Source organism: Cocleimonas flava (genome assembly GCF_004339015.1).
Classification (GTDB): Bacteria; Pseudomonadota; Gammaproteobacteria; order Thiotrichales; family Thiotrichaceae; genus Cocleimonas; species Cocleimonas flava.
The window spans coordinates 872,603-890,525 of record NZ_SMFQ01000003.1; the positions used below are offsets into that span (position 1 = coordinate 872,603).

Here is a 17,923-nt window from a genome sequence, read left to right on the forward strand (position 1 = left end):
ATACAAGCTGAAAATAGCTATTGCCTTTTTGGCAATAGCTTCTTTCTATCCAATTAACGTTATAAATTTTACAAACAAACCTTATTAAAAAAGCACTGTCTGGTTATACCGTTGTTTTATTCTCTGCGATATCCCAACCAGCTTTTTTATCAGCATCAGCGCTACCGTCTTCTTTTTGCGGTTTATACGTATAATCAACTTTTGAGAAATTCAGAGTTACATTTTCAGTCAACCGATCTTCCCCCCCCGAACCACCAGTAGAGACATTGGTAACCATTATGTCTGTCATTTTGATGGTTAAATATTCCAAGGGTGTACCTCCCGCTTTACGAACAACCAAAGTGCCCTCTGAAATATGCTTACCATCAAAGACACGTTGCAATAAATTATGAGAAGCCGAATCTATATAATGGGTGAAACTAACATCCTCCACATTGGCTTTACCTCCACCGCCACCTGCACCCATATGGGTAGTACCAGATTGAGACGCCCCCCAACTCCAGGCCAAAACATCAATCTCCTTTTTATGTTCGGCATCCTGCGCTTCACCATCTATACCATCAAGCTTTAGAAACATATCAACAGCCATAACCTTACTCCTTTAAATTATATTAATAACACTTACTTTAAAAATCCCATCATGCTCCTTTAGCGGATGGTAATTTCGAAACAAGGCTCAGAGACACGGAGAGCCCCTCTAATTGGTAATGTGGGCGCAAAAAGAATTTCGACGTATAGTAACCAGGATTACCTTCTACCTCCTCAACAACCACTTCTGCTGATGCCAAAGGCTTTTTTGCTTTGGTTAGTTCACCTGAGTTCTTTGGATCACCATCTACATACTGGGTAATCCAATCATTTAGCCATATTTGCATATCTTCTCGTTCCTTAAATGAGCCGACTTTGTCTCTGACAATACACTTCAAATAATGGGCAAAACGACAGGTTGCGAAAAGGTATGGTAGTCTCGCGGCAAGATTCGCATTAGCAGTTGCATCAGGATCATCATACTCAAAAGGTTTTTGTAACGACTGAGCACCTATAAATGCAGCAAAATCACTATTTTTCTTATGAATGAGTGGCATGAATCCATTTTTAGCCAGTTCGGCTTCACGTCGGTCACTAATGGCTATTTCGGTCGGGCATTTCATATCTACGCCGCCATCATCAGTAGGAAAAGTATGTGTCGGCAATCCTTCTACAGCACCACCTGATTCAACACCGCGAATTCGCGAGCACCAGCCGTAATGTTTGAATGACGAATTAATATTGGTAGCCATTGCATAACACGCATTCGCCCATGCATATTTACTGTGATCCGTACCTTCAATTTCCTCTTCAAACGCAAACTCTTCCACTGGATTGGTATTTGCACCATAGGGTTGTCGCGCAAGAAAACGCGGCATTGCCATCGCTAGATATCTTGAATCTTCTGATTCGCGTAACGATCTCCAGCCCGCATACTCCGGTGTACCGAATATCTTAGTTAGATCTCTTGGGTTACTCAATTCCTGCCAACTTTCCATATTCAATAATTTCGGCGCAGGAGCAGTAATGAATGGTGCATGTGATGCTGCTGAAATCTGAGCTATTTGACCAAGCAACTCAACATCAGGTGGAGAATGATCGAAGTAGTAATCACCTACCAAAGTTCCGTATGGCTCTCCACCTAGCTGACCGTATTCCTGTTCGTATATCTGTTTGAATATTGGACTCTGATCCCAAGAAACACCTTTATATTTTTTGAGTGATTTATGCAGATCTTTTTTCGATATGTTCATTACTCGAATTTTAAGCATTTCATCGGTTTCAGTATTATTAACTAAATAATCCAGACCTCTCCAACTACTCTCTAAACGCTGATAATCTTCATGATGAAGAATCAAATTAATCTGCTCAGACATTTTACGATCTAATTCAGCGATCATGGATTCAATAGAACGTATCGAATCATCTGAGATTAAGGCGGTCTGCCCTAAAGCTTGTTCAGCCAAAGTTTTAACTGCATTTTCTACAGCTTCTTTTGCTCTTTCTGATTTTGGCTTGAACTCTTTATCCAGTAGACTTGAAAAATCACTCGACTCAAGCGTTTCTGCTTCTCCTTGTGCGCTACTTTGTGTTTCTTTTGATGTGGCCATGATTAAGACTCCTCTTCTGTAGATTCTTCAGAAGCCGCTTGTTTAGCCTCAGCACTTAACGCTTGAAGTAAAGCAGGATCATTTAATGCTTTTGCGATCAGTTCCTCTGCACCTGATTTACCATCCATATAAGTCAGCAAGTTAGACAACTGTGTTCTTGCCTGGAGTAATTTGTCGATCGAATCCACTTTCTTGGCAATCGCAGCTGGAGAAAAATCATCCATACTTTCGAAGCTCAAATCCACACTCATATTGCCTTCGCCTGTTAATGTATTCGGCACCTGAAAAGCAACTCTCGGCTTCATCGCTTTTAATCGATCATCAAAATTATCAACATCTATTTCCAAAAATTTTCTATCTGCTACCGGCTCTAGAGGTTCAGCTGGTTTACCCGATAAATCAGACATTACGCCCATGACAAAAGGCAACTGTACTTTCTTTTCAGCGCCATATAATTCTACGTCGTACTCTATTTGAACGCGGGGAGCTCTATTCCTCGCAATAAATTTTTGACTGCTTTGTTTTGCCATGATCTTCCTCTCTATTACAGACGTTCTATTGATGGGGGACTTCTAATAGTGATTACAGTGTGGATTTGCTCATGAAATGCATTTAGATATCCATATGTGCGATTAATACTAAGTTAATACGTTTTAGCGTTCTGTGACTTTTTTCACAAAAACAAAAACAAGCAATTTCTGTGGCTCTAAAATGATTTTGTTATTGGTTATATTGCTTAGTGGTTATATTTTCATCGGCTAAAAAGGTGTCTAATTAGATATGTCACCCCCCCACTTTGGACGTGTTTTTTTATAAAGCCTTCAAATAAGGTGAAAATTATTGATGCAATGAAAAGACTAAAAAGATACCTTTTAAAAAATGAGGCGTTATGACAAAAACACACGAATACATAAAATGTGTCGATGTAACTAGGGAAGGAATCGCTGATTGCCAGCATTGCGCGATTCGCAAGTATGACTTTTTGGCTAACATTGAAGTCGGTAAATATGAGCAATTACTAAAACGAATTGTGCAATTTTGCTACCCTAAGAAATCTGTTTTGTTTCTCGAAAACTCACCTGCAGATGCCATGTATGTGGTACGTAAAGGCATGATCAAACTAGAAGAAACATTAAGTGATGGTAACCCGCGAATTGTTAGAATCATTAAACGCGGTGGAGTGGCAGGTTTAGAAACCTTTCTGGATAGTGGTCAACGTTTTGATCAAACCGCAATAACATTGCAAGATACTGAAATCTGCCGTATCCCCTATGACGTGGTGGAAACACTTCTAAAATCAGAGCCTGATTTCTATAAATCTGTTTTAAAAGAATGGCACCAGCAAATAGAAGCAAGTAATCGAGTCATTGTAGAATTCTCAACGGGATCACTCAAACAACGACTTGCTTGTGTATTATTAATGCTAATTGAAGAAGCTAACCATAACCTTAATGTAGAACTAGATATGGTTCATATTGATGATATGGCTGCTTTAACAGGTGTAACGAGAGAATCTGTCAGTCGGATACTTTCAGAGTTTAAACGAAAAAAAATACTGATCAAAAGTGGACCTGGCAAAATGCGTTTTGATGAGAAATCAATACAGGAATTTGCCAAGCCCATTTCATAAGTGTCGTTGTAAATTATCTATTTATTTTTAAAATCTGGTTTTCTCTTTTCAATAAACGCATTCATTCCCTCTTTTTGATCGTGCAATGCAAAGGTTGAATAGAATAAATTTCTCTCTGTTTTAACGCCCTGAGTTAAGGTCGTTTCATAAGCTACATCCACGGCTTCTTTTGCAAGACAAACAACGGGTTGAGAATATGAGGCAATAGTCTCAGCTATTTCTAGCACTTCTTCCAAAAAGTTTTCGAGTGGCACTATACGAGAAACCAGTCCTGAACGTTCTGCTTCTTCGGCGCCCATCATGCGTCCTGTTAAACACATATCCATTGCTTTTGATTTACCCACAAGGCGCGTTAAGCGTTGTGTTCCACCTGCTCCCGGAATCGTGCCTATTTTAATTTCAGGTTGTCCGAATTGTGCATTATCAGCGGCGATAATAAAATCACACATCATCGAAATCTCACAACCACCCCCTAATGCATAACCTGCCACTGCTGCGATGACAGGCTTTCGGCAAGTGGTAATACGTTCCCAACCATCTGTAATGAATTGTTCTCTATAGATAGCTTCAAAGTCTTTATTTTTAATTTCAGTAAGGTCTGCACCGGCAGAAAACGCTTTATCACTGCCAGTAATCACAATCGCACCAATTTCAGGATTATTTTCAAAATCATCCAACGCAATGCTTAACTCATCAGCCAACTCCTGACACAAAGCATTGTAATGAGAAGGACGATCTAGTGTGATTAGACCGACGTTATTCTTTTGTTCACTCTTGATATTATTAAAACTCATTTTGACTCCCTCTAAAATTATTGTATTTTCACTATCTATATTTATGGATTTATAACCATCATCGAAGCTTGCATTAAGGAAACCAGTTTAGCTTCGTTGTCGACATTTTTGTGCGCATGTACATCGCCACTCGCAATCATGATTGTTCGCCCGGGCTTGATGACTTTTCCCTTGGCAATAAAAAAATCGCCAATCGCAGGAGAGGCAAAATTACTCTTAAATTCTATCGTCAACACTCTCGCATCTTCTGGCATTAGCGTCATCGCCGCATAACCACACGCGCTATCTACTATGGTTGTGATTACGCCCGCATGAATAAATCCATCTTGCTGACTTAAACCTTCTTTGAAAGGCAATTTAATCGTGACCTCTCCAGGCTCAATCGTTTCGATGGTTGCACCAATCGTAGACATGATTGTTTGTTTGAGAAAGCTTTCAGTGACTTTCTGTCTCACTAGATCAAATTCTGCACTCATCTTCTCTCCTTTTTTCTCATTCCTGAACTGGCTCAAACTTCTCTTTTACATCGATTTATAATGTTTAGTCGTTACATTACGATGTCACGATGCCGCATTTAAAAGGTCACCCCCCCACTTATAGGCACTTTTTTCTAATTTTCATAAATATTTAAATAGGTATAAATAGAAAGCACGATCGTTTAAAACCACTAATTATTGACTGTGTACTTGACTAATAGACATCCTAACCTAGAATTACGTTTACGTAAACGTTAACCATATAGATAAATCATTCTGGAAATGACGAACTATAATTATCCAAAATATGTGTTTTTAATATAAATAGATGTCGTTTTAATCAGCGGTTAACCATGCTAATTTGAACACAATACCTGATCCCTTAGAGTAATTTTTAATGAGTAAATCTTCTTTCTTCGATCCACAAACCATTGCACTTCATACGGGTTATCAACCTGATTCAGAACATGGTAGCCGTGCGGTTCCCATATACCAAACAACCAGTTATGCGTTTCAGGATGTATCGCATGGCGCAGCCCTTTTTAATGTAGAACGCGGCGGCCACATTTATAGTCGTATGACTAATCCAACCGTTGCCGTTTTGGAACAACGTATGGCGGCTCTTGAAGGTGGTGTTGGGTGTGTTTGTACAGCCTCTGGTATGAGCGCCCTCTTCACCACATTTGCCAGCTTGTGTTCGGCAGGTGATCATATTGTATCCGCGGCGCAAATTTATGGTTCTACTGCCACCTTACTCGGTCACACTCTCAGACGTTTTGGAATCGAAACAACTTTTGTTGATGTTAATGACCACCAAGGTATTAAGGATGCCATTCAAGAAAACACCAAATTACTCTTTTGTGAAACAATTGGTAATCCAAGCTTAGACGTAGCTGATATACCAGCACTAGCCAAAATAGGTGAAGAAGCCCATTTACCCCTTGTCGTCGACGCTACCTTTTCAACTCCTGTATTACAAAACCCTATTTCTCAAGGCGCAAACGTCGTTATACATTCACTAACCAAGTGGATTGGAGGAAGCGGTAACTCAATCGGTGGCGCTATTGTTGATGGCGGAAATTTTGAATGGGGAGATCCGGATAAAGACAGACAATTCCCAACGGTATGCGAACCCTATACCCCATTCCATGGCATTAATTTTTACGAAGAGTTTGGTCCTAGTGCCCTATCAATGCGAATTCGTGCTGAATCAATGCGTGACTTCGGATCCACCTTAAGTCCTCAAAATGCTTTCTATTTACTTCAAGGGTTAGAAAGCCTGTCGCTACGCATGCCCAAGCATGTTGAAAATGCCGAAAGCCTTGCGCAATGGTTATTGAAGAATGAAGCGGTTGATTGGGTCAATCACCCAAGTCTGGATAGCCACCCGAATAAAGACTTAGCCAAAGAGCTACTTCCAAATGGTGCTGGTTCAATCCTTAGTTTTGGTGTTAAAGGTGGTCGACAAGCAGGAGCCGCGTTTATGGATGCACTGCAACTCGCGACCAATTTAGCCAATGTAGGAGATTCGCGTACCTTAGTTCTACATCCTGGATCTACCACGCACTCAAGAATGGATGCAGAGGCTATGAAAGCTGCTGGTATCAGCGAAGATCTCATTAGAGTTTCTGTCGGCATTGAATCACTGCGTGATATTAAAGGTGACTTCTCACGGGGCTTAAAAGCTGCTCAGAAAGTTGCGGCTGTGGCGCAGGGAGAATAAGAGATGAAGCTAACACTTAACAATGAAAATATTTATGTCGCTACTGGCGGCCAAGAATTCGATAACAGCTTACCTACCGTTGTGTTCCTGCACGGAAGTGGACTAGACCATAGGAGTTGGGCTCTGCAAACTCGTTGGTTCGCTTTTCACGGCTACAGTGTGATTGCGCCTGATTTTCCGGGGCATAGCCTGTCTAAAGGTAAAGCCTTAGATAGTATCGAAGATATGGCTGATTGGTTATGGCAGTTACTGGATAAAATGGATGTAAAAGTATGTAGCTTAGTAGGGCATTCTCAAGGTGGCTTAGTGGCACTCGAAGCGGCAGCAACTCATCCAGACAGAGTTCGATCAATCAGTTTGATCGGCTGTGCAGCGGCAATCCCAGTCAATGAGCATTTACTGGCAATAGCAGAAAGCGATCAACCAGCGGCAGTCGATGCCATGCTAACCTGGGGATTTGGTGAAGCCTATCAATTCGGGCGTTCTCATGTTCCCGGACAGGCTCCAATGGGAATCGGCTGGCAGATCATGTGCAACAATCCCTTACATGCTGATTTATCAGCCTGTCAAAAATACAGCAATGGTGAAAATGCGGCACAAAAAATCACTTCACCCGCTCAACTGATTTTAGCTGAGAACGATCGGATGACACCGATCAAAATGGGCCGGGGACTAACAGCCCAATTACAGAATGTAAGCTCGCACATTGAGTTAGACAAAGTCGGTCACATGATACCCATAGAAGCACCCGAGAAATGTTTATCTGAGCTTCAAGCGTTCATTACAAATATTTAGCCAAATAAAATAGAAAAATAGATAGGAAATAATCAATACATGAGTACTTTCAAAAAAGTAGCCGTTATAGGCGCAGGTACAATGGGTGCAGGAATTGCTGGTCAAGTTGCAAACGCAGGCGTTGAAGTATTACTTTTAGACCTACCGAGCGATGGTGATGATGTGAATGCGGTAGCCAGAAAAGGATTGGATCGTATTAGTGATCCTGAACAACCTGGCCTCATTGATGACACCGTAGCTGAACGTATCGAGCTGGGCAATATTCGTGATGATTTACATCGTGTGTCTGAGTGCGACTGGATTGCAGAAGCCGTGGTAGAAAGGCTCAATATCAAACACGATTTATACCGCGACCTCACAGAACACATGCAAGACGACGCAATACTGACATCGAATACATCAACGATTCCTATTAAGTTATTAACCGAAGGCATGACGGATGATTTAAAACAACGTTTTGCCATTACCCACTTTTTTAACCCAGTACGTTTTATGCGCTTACTGGAGTTAGTGAGTGGCGAAGAAACAAATCCTGAGATCATGAAACGGTTTGAGGATTTCTCTGAAGAAAAATTGGGCAAAGGTGTGGTTAATTGCTCAGACACACCAGGTTTTCTCGCTAATCGTGTGGGCTGTTACGCCATTCAGTTTGCCCTGCATGAAGCATTCAACCGCGGCATAAAACCACAAATTGCTGATGCCCTATTCGGCCGTCCAATGGGTATTCCAAAAACAGGCGTTTTCGGACTATACGATTTAATCGGTATCGACTTGATGTCGGATGTTGCTAAAAGCCTGGAAAGTATTCTCCCTGAGAATGATGCTTTTCACGCGGTAGCACAACCAATTCCCTTAATGACCCAAATGATCGCTAATAGTCAAACTGGTAACAAAGGTGGAAAAGGCTTCTATTTACAGCCAGAAAAAGGCGGCAAACAGGTTTTAGATTTTGACACGAATGAATATGTAGATTTTGACAGACCCAATATCGACATCGCCTTACAAGCTGAACAACAAGGTGTTAAATGCCTTATCGATGATGACAGCGAATACGGTCAATATGCCTGGTCAGTGTTATCCAGTACTTTGGTTTATGCAGCATCGTTAATTCCGGAAGTTGGCAATGACCCTGCTGCTATCGATGATGCAATGAAACTGGGATATAACTGGATATCAGGACCTTTTGAATTAATTGATGAAATTGGTGTGGATTATTTGATACAACGATTACAAGACGAAGGTCGCGAGGTTCCGCCATTCCTTACTCAGACTGCAGAATCTAGTTTTTATAGAGTAAAAGGCGATAGATACCAACGTCGCTTCTGGCAAGGTGATTCTACTGATGCCACTGCGGATACATGGCACACCATTGATCACGGTGAAGGCGTTAATCGCTTCATGGAAACCCGCAATACCTTAACCCCTGTTAATAGCAATGATTCTGCGAGCTGGTTTGACTATCAAGATGTCGCTTTGGTTGAGTTTCATACCAAAGCGAACGCGCTTGATGGCGATTCTATGTCGATACTCAGCGATGCACTGGATAACGTTAAAGCTAAAAACTTAAAAGGGTTGATTGTGCACAACGATGCACAACATTTTTCCTGCGGCGTTAATCTCGAAAAAGTCCGTGAATATTTTAATGAAGAAGACTACGAAGGTCTGGATGAATTTTTAAACCACTTCCAGCAAACCGTACACAAAATGGCAGTTGCTGATTTTCCAGTCGTTGTAGCGACGCCAGGTATGTCGATTGGCGGAGGCTTTGAAGTGGTGTTGCACGCGCAACACGTTATCGCTCACTCAAACTCGGTAATGGGTTTAGTCGAAAGCATGGTCGGCGTCATCCCTAGCGGCGGCGGCTGTAAAGAATTATTGTATCGTTGGATGAATAAACTCAATCTAACCCCCGACAATATTGATGAAGCGGCGTGGAAAACCTTCATGACGATTGGTTATGGTCGTACAGCTAGCTCTCCTGTGATTGCGAAAGAGCTCGCCATGTTAAGAGACAGCGATACTTTCTTAATGAATCGTGACCGCTTGCTTTCCTCAGCATTGGACTATATTCATAGTGGAGCAAAGGCTCAGCATTACGAACGACCAGCACTATCGATGCCAGGCAAAGAGGTTTATCAAGCAATGGCTGAATGGCTGGATAAAGGTCATGCCAAAGGAATGTTCACCCCTCATGATACGGTTGTAGGTCGAGCAGTGGCCAGTATCGTAACCGGTGGTGAAAATGTCGAAGCGGGAACAGTCTGGTCAGAACAAGACCTGTATGATGCCGAAAGACGAGCATTTTTGACCTTAGTCAAAACTGAAGCCACTCAAGCACGCATCAATAGCATGCTAGATCTTGGGCAAACACTCAGAAATTAAAGGTATCAAATGAAGACTGACTTACAATTACCTTCAATGTACGACTCATTGAAGGAAAACATCGGAAATGAGGCGAATTATGTGCCGCTGACGCCGATGTCTTTCCTATCACGTACAGCCGATGTTTATCCTGATCATCCCAGTTTAATTTATGGCGATCAACAATATACCTGGTCACAAACTGAATACCGCTGTCAGCAAATGGCTCACGCCCTTAAGAAACTTGGCTTGCAAGCTCATGAGACTGTCTCTGTATTAGCGTTTAATACACCCGAAACCTTCGAAGCACACTACTATGTAGCGATGGCTGGTGGCGTATTGAATACCATTAATACACGACTTGATGAAGCCACCATTAGCTACATTCTTGATTTTGCTGAAACCAAAGTGTTGATAGTTGATAGGGAATTACTCGCAGCTGCTGTTCCCGGAATTAGAGCATTAAAAGAACAAGGTAAGTCGATTTCAATCATTCTAATCGATGACCCATTAGCGTTGACTCAACCAGAGTTACCCAATGATATTGAGATACATCTATATGATGAGCTACTTTCGAACACTCAAATCACAAAACAAGATTATCTGAAAACACAAGTTGATAATGAGCTACAACCGCTAGCTATTAACTTCACATCAGGAACATCTGGTCACCCTAAAGGCGTTGTCTATCATCATCGTGGTTCCTATCTGATGGCTCTCGGCACAATCGCAGGTTGGGCTGTTCCAAAGCACCCTGTTTATTTGTATACCGTGCCCCTATTCCATTGTAACGGCTGGGGACACGCATGGACCATGACAGCCATGGCTGGGACCATTATCTGTACTCGTAGCATCGTCCCAAAACAAATCTTTGCGCTAATGAAACAACACCGCGTGACGCATTTTGGTGGCGCACCCATTGTTTTAAATATGTTGGCGAATTCTGAAGATTGCCCAGATAAAATTGCTGATGATAGAACGATATATTGCATGACTGCTGGCGCACCACCACCTGCTGCGGTATTAGGCAAAATGGAAAACATGGGCTTCGAAGTCATGCACGTTTATGGCTTAACAGAAACGTATGGCCATATTTTACAAGGCACACCACAACCCGATTGGGTTGAAGCCGATGCTGCAACCATTGCAGAGTTAAAAGCGCGTCAAGGTGTTCGTTTCCCCATGTCTGAGTCTGTTCAAGTAGTAAACCCTAAAACAGGAGTTCCGGTTAACAGTGACGGTGAAGAAATGGGGGAAATAATAACCCGCGGAAATACCGTAATGACAGGCTACCTAAAAAACCCTGAAGAATCCGAAGAGGCATTTCGTGATGGATGGTTCTGGAGTGGCGATTTGGCTGTTGTAAATCCAGATGGTTATATTCAGGTCAAAGATCGTGCCAAAGACATTATCATATCTGGTGGCGAGAATATTTCATCGGTTGAAATTGAAAACGCCCTATATAAGCATGAAGCCGTAGGAGATGCTGCTGTGGTTGCCATGGCTGATGAAAAATGGGGAGAAACACCCTGTGCTTTCATTGAACTCAAAAAAGGATTTAAGGCCAATGAAGCAGAGATAATCGAGCACTGTAAAGAACACATCGCCAGCTTTAAAAAACCGAGCAAAGTAGTCTTTGGAGATATCCCCAAAACCGCTACCGGTAAAATTCAAAAATACGAGCTGCGCCATAAAGCAAAAAAATTAACCGATTAATTTACAGATAAATCGACGCTTTCATCATGAGGTATCTATGACACCCGCTATTTCAATCTCTCGTAGATTACGTTCCACCCCGTTTACCAGTCGTGTCACTGAAGCGGGGGTAAAATCCTATACCGTATATAACCACATGTTACTGCCTACGTCTTTTCGTTCATTAGAAGAAGATTACTGGCACCTTTGTAACCATGTACAAGTCTGGGATGTATCCTGCGAACGTCAGGTAGAAATCAAAGGACCAGATGCGTTTCGCCTGATTCAATTAATGACACCTCGCGACTTAGGTAACGCTAAATTCGGCATGTGTTTCTATGTACCTGTATGCGACGAAGACGGCAAAATTTTGAACGATCCGATCGCCATAAAGCATGACGATAACCACTGGTGGCTTTCAATTGCCGATAGTGATGTGATCTTATGGGCAAAAGGACTAGCAACCGGTTATGGCTTAGATGTAAAAATCACCGAACCTGATGTTTGGCCACTGGCAGTCCAGGGTCCTAAAGCCGAAGAATTAGTCGCACGCGTTTTTGGTGATGAGACCAAAGACATCAGGTTCTTCCGCTACCAGAATATCAACTATCGTGGAAAAGAAATGCTCGTCGCCCGTTCCGGCTGGAGCAAGCGTGGCGGATTTGAAATTTACGTGAATGATGCTGAACTCGGACAGCAACTCTGGGATGACTTATTCAGTCAGGGCGAAGATTTAAACGTAGGGCCGGGATGTCCTAATCAAATCGAAAGAATGGAAAGTAGCTTACTCTCTTATGGCAACGAAGTGGATAGCAGCAATACCCCTCTGGAATGTGGGCTCGATAAATACGTCAATCTGGATGCTGATATAGAAAGTTTGAGTATTGAAGCGTTAAGAAAACAAAAAAATGAAACTGGCGTTAAACAACAATTAATGGGAGTAATCGTCCACGCCGATCCCAAAACCAGTTTGGGAGGTTCCTTATATGAAGGAGCGAATGAAGACAATGAAGATAATGAAAGCGATAAAAAACTCGTTGGAGAAATACGCTCTCAGGTTTGGTCTCCACGTTATCAAGTCCATTTAGCATTTGCCATGTGCCAGCTTTCTGGCATTGAAGGAAAAACAGAATTCACGGTAGATACCAACTCAGACAAAGGTAAAGGCACAGCGAAAGCAACATTAGCAACCTTACCCTTTAACTTTACTGAGCTGGCGCTAGAACTCGAGTTGGAGCTTGAGTCTGAGTTAAACCTTTAAAGTCAGGAAACAAAAGTAATAAAAATCTGAAACCTTACAACAAGATAAGGAAGCCCTGACAGCTTCATCATCAACAACAACAGCAATAGTAACAGTAACATTGGAAATATTGGCAACTTTGGGAGAAAGCGTTATGTCAAAACAACCATCAAAAATCACACTAGACGACTTTAATAGTTTACTGGCTGAAGGATTACCCTGGGCTGCTGAGACAGGAATCATTTTAGAAAGCGTCTACGATGGTTTCGCAACCATGCGACTGCCTTATCACGACAAATCGACAAGACCCGGTGGTACAATCTCCGGCCCACACATGATGATGCTATCCGATGCCTGCATGTATGCCGTGGTGCTAAGCATGATTGGTGAAGTGCAATTAGCAGTGACTACCAATTTCAATATCAACTTTCTCAGAAAGCCGTCGGAAAGCGACTTAATCGCAGAAGGTGAAATAATCAAACTGGGGAAACGTTTGGCGATTATGGAAGTCAGCATATACAGTAGTTCAGATAACGAAATCGTTGCACATTCGACCGGGACTTATTCTATTCCACCAACTACTCGTTAAACGAATAGCCCCCCTCTACTTTAAAAAAACGCCTGTAAGTAGGGGGGGTGCCAGCAGAAAGATAGCTTTTAACTTTCCAGATATTCCTTGGTTGATACTATCTGCGCAAATGGCACGCTTAACGCCGCCATAAAGGCATTTTGTACATCTTTAGCTTTGACTAACTCGCCATTGAATTCCAAATCTTTGGTGGCGCACGCATCGTGAATCACCTGACATTTAAAACCAAGATCAAACGCAGCACGCGTCGTGGTATCGATACACATGTGTGTCATCGCACCACAAATAATCACCTCAGTCACCCCCCTACTTTTAAGCACTTTTTCTAGATCGGTGCCTCTGAATGCACTCGGAAAGTGTTTTACGAATACAGGCTCATCATCGGTTGGCGTAACGTCAGAATGAATTTCACACCCCTCTGTTTCAGGGATGAAGAAAGTAGCTCCTTCGCGGGCAGCAAGATGTTGAATATGAAACAGTGGTGCATTCTTATTTCGAAAATTCTCTAGCAATGCTTTACAGTTTTCAGACGCAGCAGACATATTAACAAGCTCCATCGTGCCACCCGTAAAATAGTCATTTTGTACATCTACAATAATTAAACCCTGCGTCATACTTACTCCTCATCAATTTTTGTTAAATGTTATTTTCAAAATATTTTATTTTTATTACTTAACTAAACATCTTAATTAGATACTTAGTTAAATTGTCATTCACTCTATTGTAGAAGATTTAAAGTCACCCCCCTACTTTAAAGCACATTTTTGAGTAAATTAATCTATCATCAAAGCATACAAATCACTGTGAATAAAATATGACCGATTTAAATGTAAATGAAGCCGCCAAAGAACTGTTAAGCCTGCGCGTAGCTGGAATAAAATCAGCCCGATTAGGCGAGCATCTACGTCCACGCAATATGGAAGAAGCTTTGCAGATTCAATCTTCCATGATGGAACTACACAGCGACAAAGTCGGTGGTTGGAAGTGTTTATTACCGCTTTCTGATGATGAGTTTGTAGTTGCACCTATATTTTCAGAAACCATACAGCGCGGAGATACCTGCACTTTATTTAAAGACAATGGCGTTGCACGTATCGAACCGGAAATCACATTTGTACTTGGCAAAGATTTACCAGCCAATGCAGATGGTTACAGTGAAGATCAAATTAACGAAGCAATTGGCTCATGTCACATGGCATTAGAATTAATGCAGGATCGTTTTGCGGATGATAGTGGCATAGAATTCTACGAGAAACTCGCCGATGGCTTAGTCAACCAAGGACTGTTCATTGGCCCAGAAATAGAACGAGAAAAAGCGTTCAATACGGTCAAAATCGACATTACCGTCACACAGGAAAATAACGCGCAAACCTTTGCGGGGGTTCACCCAAATGCGGCGGCGCATAGTCCAGTCTATTGGTTAATTAATTACATGACGCGCCGTGGTATTGATTTCCACGCTGGTGAAGCCATCATTACCGGTTCATTTTGCGGCATCGTGGAGGTCGAATTCGATACACCAACGACAGTCACTTACGATGGGCTTGGTGAATATCAGCTTCGTTTTATCGAGAAATAAACGAAAAATTAGTCATTTGATATTGAATACTTGGCAAGGAGTAACGCTTCTAGTTGCACTAAAGCGTCGTAAATCAATACCGCAAACAAGCCAACGATTAAACCACCTTGCAAAACATAAGCCGTATTGTTCGTCAGCAAACCCGCAATAATAACTTCACCTAAGGTTTTTGCGGCAACGGTCGAACCGATGGTAGCAGTACCTAAAGCAATGACTACGGATAATCTAACCCCGGTAAGAATAACAGGTAACGCCAGTGGGATTTCGACACGAATCAGTCTTTGCCAGCGACTTAAACCTAGTCCTCGTGCGGCTTCCATGGTGGCGGGGGGTAAGGTTGAAAACCCTGTAATTGCATTTTCAAAAATCGGCAATAACCCATAAAGAAAAAGTGCAACCAGTGTTGGCCCAGTACCAAACCCCAAAGCAGGCACCGCTAATGCTAATACGGCAACAGGTGGAAACGTTTGCCCCATATTGGTAATGGTTCGTGACAAGGGCAAAAAAGCAGAACCCGATGGTCGCGTCACAAGAATGGCTAATGATACGGCTACCAGCGTTGCTGCAATAGAAGCCAAAGCAACAAGCCCTAGATGACTTAAGGAAAGCGATAACAGTGAGGCTCTCTCATAAATGATGGGACCATTCTCTGGCGCAAAAGGCTTGAATGCCCAGCTAAACCACGTTGGCATTACCACTAAGCTTATTAACAAGACGACAAGTAATACGCGTACTATCGTCGACCATTTTATTACGTTTTTTTTCATCAAGAAATTGCAGCGCGTTTACGAATAGCATCCAATGTTACTCGACCCAGTAATGAGCCGTCTTGTACCACTGGCAATGCATCCCGACCTGTCCATAGACAGATTGAAAGCGCATCTCTCAGACTTGTGTTTGCTTCGACAGATTCACCTTCAGCTGAACCTTCTTCAACAAAATCTGAAACAGGAAACAGGGATAAAAGTCGTAACGATCGATCCACGCCACCCACCATATTTACCACAAATTCTGTCGCTGGTTTCTGGATGATTTCTGCAGGTGTTCCGTATTGCACCAAGCGTCCTTGATCCATCACAGCTACCCGATCACCCAGTTGCATCGCCTCTTCCATATCATGTGTCACCAACATAATGGTGGAGCCCAGCGCTTGCTGAATACGGCGCAGATCTATTTGCGCCTGGGCGCGAATAATCGGATCAAGTGCACCAAAGGGTTCGTCCATCAATAACAAATCTGGTCGTGAAGCCAGCGCTCTTGCCACTCCGACTCGTTGTAACTGACCACCCGATAACTCGGCAGGAAAACGGTCGCGATATTGATCCGGCTCCAGTGCAAACAAACTCAAAAGTTCATCTACACGGTCAGCGATTTTTTCTGATGACCAACCTAACAGTGTCGGGACTATCGCGATATTACGTGCAACCGTGTAATGCGGAAATAAGCCATGACCTTGAATGGCGTAGCCAATGCGTCGTCGTAAATCTGTTTTAGAAACTGAATGGGTCGATTTACCGTTAATCCTTACCTCACCCGAAGTTGGTTCAACCAGGCGATTGATCATGCGTAGCAATGTTGTTTTACCAGAACCCGAAGTACCCACGATTACCGTAATCGTTGCGGTATCGACTGTCATAGATACTTCATCTACAGCAGCCACGCCATCATAGAGTTTGCTAATCTTGTCTATCTCGATCATGAGGGTTTCCTTGGCATCCCTTGTGTGTGTTGTGCAGATTGTGAGGGTTTAGTCACCTCGACCAACACATCCATAACAATAGCGGCGGTTAGCGCCAACGCCACGGTGGGTAATGCACCTAACAGTATCAAGTCAGTGGCCGTTTGATTGAGTCCCTGAAAAACAAATGTGCCAAAGCCGCCGCCGCCAATTAATCCTGCGATAACAGCCAAGCCAATATTTTGTACCAAGGCAATTCGAAGACCTGCGAGAATAACGGGTAAACCAAGCGGTAACTCAACACGGAACAAACGTTGCATTAGTGTCATCCCCATTCCTCTGGCGGCATCGCGAACAGATTCTGGCGCACTTTGTAATCCGCTAACCATATTCGCGACAACGGGTAACAGTGAATAGAGCAATAAGGCCAAAAAAGCTGGAGCAAAACCTACTCCGGCAATACCAATTGCTTTAGCGGCTGGGACTGTACTTGCAATCCAACCTAACAATGGAATCATAATACCGAACATCGCCAATGATGGAATGGTTTGCAGAAAGCTCAGAACCGGAAGTGCAATTCGGCGTAAACCTGCATGGTGGTAACACAGTATCCCGAGCGGAATACCTATGACCGTAGCCGCCGCTAATGAACCAAAGGCAAGACCAAGATGCCGCAGCGCTGCATTGTAAAAAGCGCCCTGTCGACTGGCATACTCTTTCATTATCGATAAATCAGACAATGCGCCAGAACCCAACAATATAAAGAGTACAGTGACTATGGTGAGTAACAGCCCTAAGCGCGTCATAGGTCCGGGAGAAAGCTGGGTTAAAGCATCAGCCATTAACAGGATTAAAACCGCGAGCAGACACCAAAAACCTAATCCGGGAGAAACCCGGGCGTATTCTCCTGCACCTTGCAGTAATTGCGGCGCACTTTGAGAAAGTAACCAGAACAGCCCCGCAAGACCAAGCACTGCACCCGCTAAACGCACGCGAGGCCATGATGCAAACAGACCGAGAATTAAACCCGTGATGATAGATAGCAATCCGGGATATATGACTTCCGGCCCTGCCAACTGCCATGCAGTTAACCCCTTGCCTGCGACAATACGATTGGCGGCTAGCGTCATAAATGGCGCTAGCAGTGAAGCAAAGCCGAAAATAGCGAGCAATACGCCTGGTGCAGAGAGGCCAAACGTTCCTGCTCGCGCTGGAATCACAGCTG

17 protein-coding genes are annotated in these 17,923 nt (G+C 42.9%); 8 read left to right on the forward strand and 9 right to left on the reverse strand.

Annotated features, from left to right (window positions below; genetic code table 11):
* Positions 1-103 precede the first annotated feature (103 nt).
* The 3 genes from EV695_RS09940 to tssB are packed head-to-tail and all read right to left on the reverse strand — an operon-like array spanning position 104 to position 2,668.
* The gene (locus EV695_RS09940) at positions 104-589 is read right to left on the reverse strand and encodes an Hcp family type VI secretion system effector (RefSeq protein ID WP_131905767.1); all 486 of its coding nucleotides are present in this window, start codon (positions 587-589) and stop codon (positions 104-106) included.
* A gap of 49 nt (positions 590-638) precedes the next feature.
* Positions 639-2,138, reverse strand: a complete 1,500-nt coding sequence (tssC, locus tag EV695_RS09945; protein ID WP_131905768.1) for a type VI secretion system contractile sheath large subunit — start codon at positions 2,136-2,138, stop codon at positions 639-641.
* A 2-nt stretch (positions 2,139-2,140) separates the two neighbouring features.
* On the reverse strand, positions 2,141-2,668 hold the full coding sequence (tssB, locus tag EV695_RS09950) for a type VI secretion system contractile sheath small subunit (protein ID WP_131905769.1): 528 nt from the start codon (positions 2,666-2,668) through the stop codon (positions 2,141-2,143).
* 359 nt (positions 2,669-3,027) lie between these two features.
* On the opposite strand from tssB, the gene EV695_RS09955 reads away from it, so the two are divergent.
* A complete protein-coding gene (locus tag EV695_RS09955; RefSeq protein WP_131905770.1) occupies positions 3,028-3,768 on the forward strand; it encodes a Crp/Fnr family transcriptional regulator in 741 nt (246 codons plus the stop codon).
* 17 nt (positions 3,769-3,785) lie between these two features.
* Here EV695_RS09955 and EV695_RS09960 read toward each other — a convergent pair whose 3' ends face one another.
* Both EV695_RS09960 and EV695_RS09965 read right to left on the reverse strand, forming a co-directional pair.
* The gene (locus tag EV695_RS09960) at positions 3,786-4,562 is read right to left on the reverse strand and encodes an enoyl-CoA hydratase (RefSeq protein ID WP_131905771.1); all 777 of its coding nucleotides are present in this window, start codon (positions 4,560-4,562) and stop codon (positions 3,786-3,788) included.
* A 41-nt stretch (positions 4,563-4,603) separates the two neighbouring features.
* The gene (locus tag EV695_RS09965; protein ID WP_131905772.1) at positions 4,604-5,038 is read right to left on the reverse strand and encodes a PaaI family thioesterase; all 435 of its coding nucleotides are present in this window, start codon (positions 5,036-5,038) and stop codon (positions 4,604-4,606) included.
* A gap of 397 nt (positions 5,039-5,435) precedes the next feature.
* Here EV695_RS09965 and EV695_RS09970 point away from each other — a divergent pair, with 397 nt between their 5' ends.
* The 6 genes from EV695_RS09970 to EV695_RS09995 all read left to right on the forward strand — a co-directional run bounded on the left by EV695_RS09970 (position 5,436) and on the right by EV695_RS09995 (position 13,441).
* Positions 5,436-6,761 carry an O-acetylhomoserine aminocarboxypropyltransferase/cysteine synthase family protein gene (locus tag EV695_RS09970; RefSeq protein ID WP_131905773.1) on the forward strand — a complete coding sequence of 442 codons (1,326 nt, stop codon included), beginning with the start codon at positions 5,436-5,438 and terminating at the stop codon, positions 6,759-6,761.
* 3 nt (positions 6,762-6,764) lie between these two features.
* The gene (locus EV695_RS09975) at positions 6,765-7,556 is read left to right on the forward strand and encodes an alpha/beta fold hydrolase (RefSeq protein ID WP_131905774.1); all 792 of its coding nucleotides are present in this window, start codon (positions 6,765-6,767) and stop codon (positions 7,554-7,556) included.
* Between the two features lie 39 nt (positions 7,557-7,595).
* The gene (locus tag EV695_RS09980) at positions 7,596-9,938 is read left to right on the forward strand and encodes a 3-hydroxyacyl-CoA dehydrogenase/enoyl-CoA hydratase family protein (RefSeq protein ID WP_131905775.1); all 2,343 of its coding nucleotides are present in this window, start codon (positions 7,596-7,598) and stop codon (positions 9,936-9,938) included.
* A 9-nt stretch (positions 9,939-9,947) separates the two neighbouring features.
* The gene (locus EV695_RS09985) at positions 9,948-11,633 is read left to right on the forward strand and encodes an AMP-binding protein (protein WP_131905776.1); all 1,686 of its coding nucleotides are present in this window, start codon (positions 9,948-9,950) and stop codon (positions 11,631-11,633) included.
* 37 nt (positions 11,634-11,670) lie between these two features.
* On the forward strand, positions 11,671-12,873 hold the full coding sequence (locus EV695_RS09990) for a dimethylsulfoniopropionate demethylase (protein WP_131905777.1): 1,203 nt from the start codon (positions 11,671-11,673) through the stop codon (positions 12,871-12,873).
* Positions 12,874-13,006: 133 nt separating this feature from the next.
* Positions 13,007-13,441 (forward strand): PaaI family thioesterase, encoded by a 435-nt coding sequence (locus EV695_RS09995; protein WP_131905778.1) that lies wholly within the window; start codon positions 13,007-13,009, stop codon positions 13,439-13,441.
* 68 nt (positions 13,442-13,509) lie between these two features.
* On the opposite strand, the gene EV695_RS10000 is transcribed toward EV695_RS09995, so the two are convergent.
* Positions 13,510-14,055 (reverse strand): cysteine hydrolase family protein, encoded by a 546-nt coding sequence (locus tag EV695_RS10000; RefSeq protein WP_131905779.1) that lies wholly within the window; start codon positions 14,053-14,055, stop codon positions 13,510-13,512.
* A 200-nt stretch (positions 14,056-14,255) separates the two neighbouring features.
* On the opposite strand from EV695_RS10000, the gene EV695_RS10005 reads away from it, so the two are divergent.
* Positions 14,256-15,020: a hydratase gene (locus tag EV695_RS10005; RefSeq protein ID WP_131905780.1), complete on the forward strand. Its 765-nt coding sequence runs from the start codon at positions 14,256-14,258 to the stop codon at positions 15,018-15,020.
* A gap of 8 nt (positions 15,021-15,028) precedes the next feature.
* On the opposite strand, the gene EV695_RS10010 is transcribed toward EV695_RS10005, so the two are convergent.
* Genes EV695_RS10010 through EV695_RS10020 form a run of 3 tightly spaced genes read right to left on the reverse strand, consistent with a single transcriptional unit; the run spans position 15,029 to position 17,918 of the window.
* Complete coding sequence (locus EV695_RS10010) at positions 15,029-15,787, reverse strand: ABC transporter permease (protein WP_131905781.1); 759 nt, start codon at positions 15,785-15,787, stop codon at positions 15,029-15,031.
* Positions 15,787-16,719: an ABC transporter ATP-binding protein gene (locus EV695_RS10015; RefSeq protein ID WP_131905782.1), complete on the reverse strand. Its 933-nt coding sequence runs from the start codon at positions 16,717-16,719 to the stop codon at positions 15,787-15,789. Before EV695_RS10015 ends, EV695_RS10010 begins: the two co-directional genes overlap by 1 nt.
* Complete coding sequence (locus EV695_RS10020; protein WP_207907039.1) at positions 16,716-17,918, reverse strand: ABC transporter permease; 1,203 nt, start codon at positions 17,916-17,918, stop codon at positions 16,716-16,718. The genes EV695_RS10015 and EV695_RS10020 overlap by 4 nt, the downstream gene beginning before the upstream one ends.
* Positions 17,919-17,923: the final 5 nt, after the last annotated feature.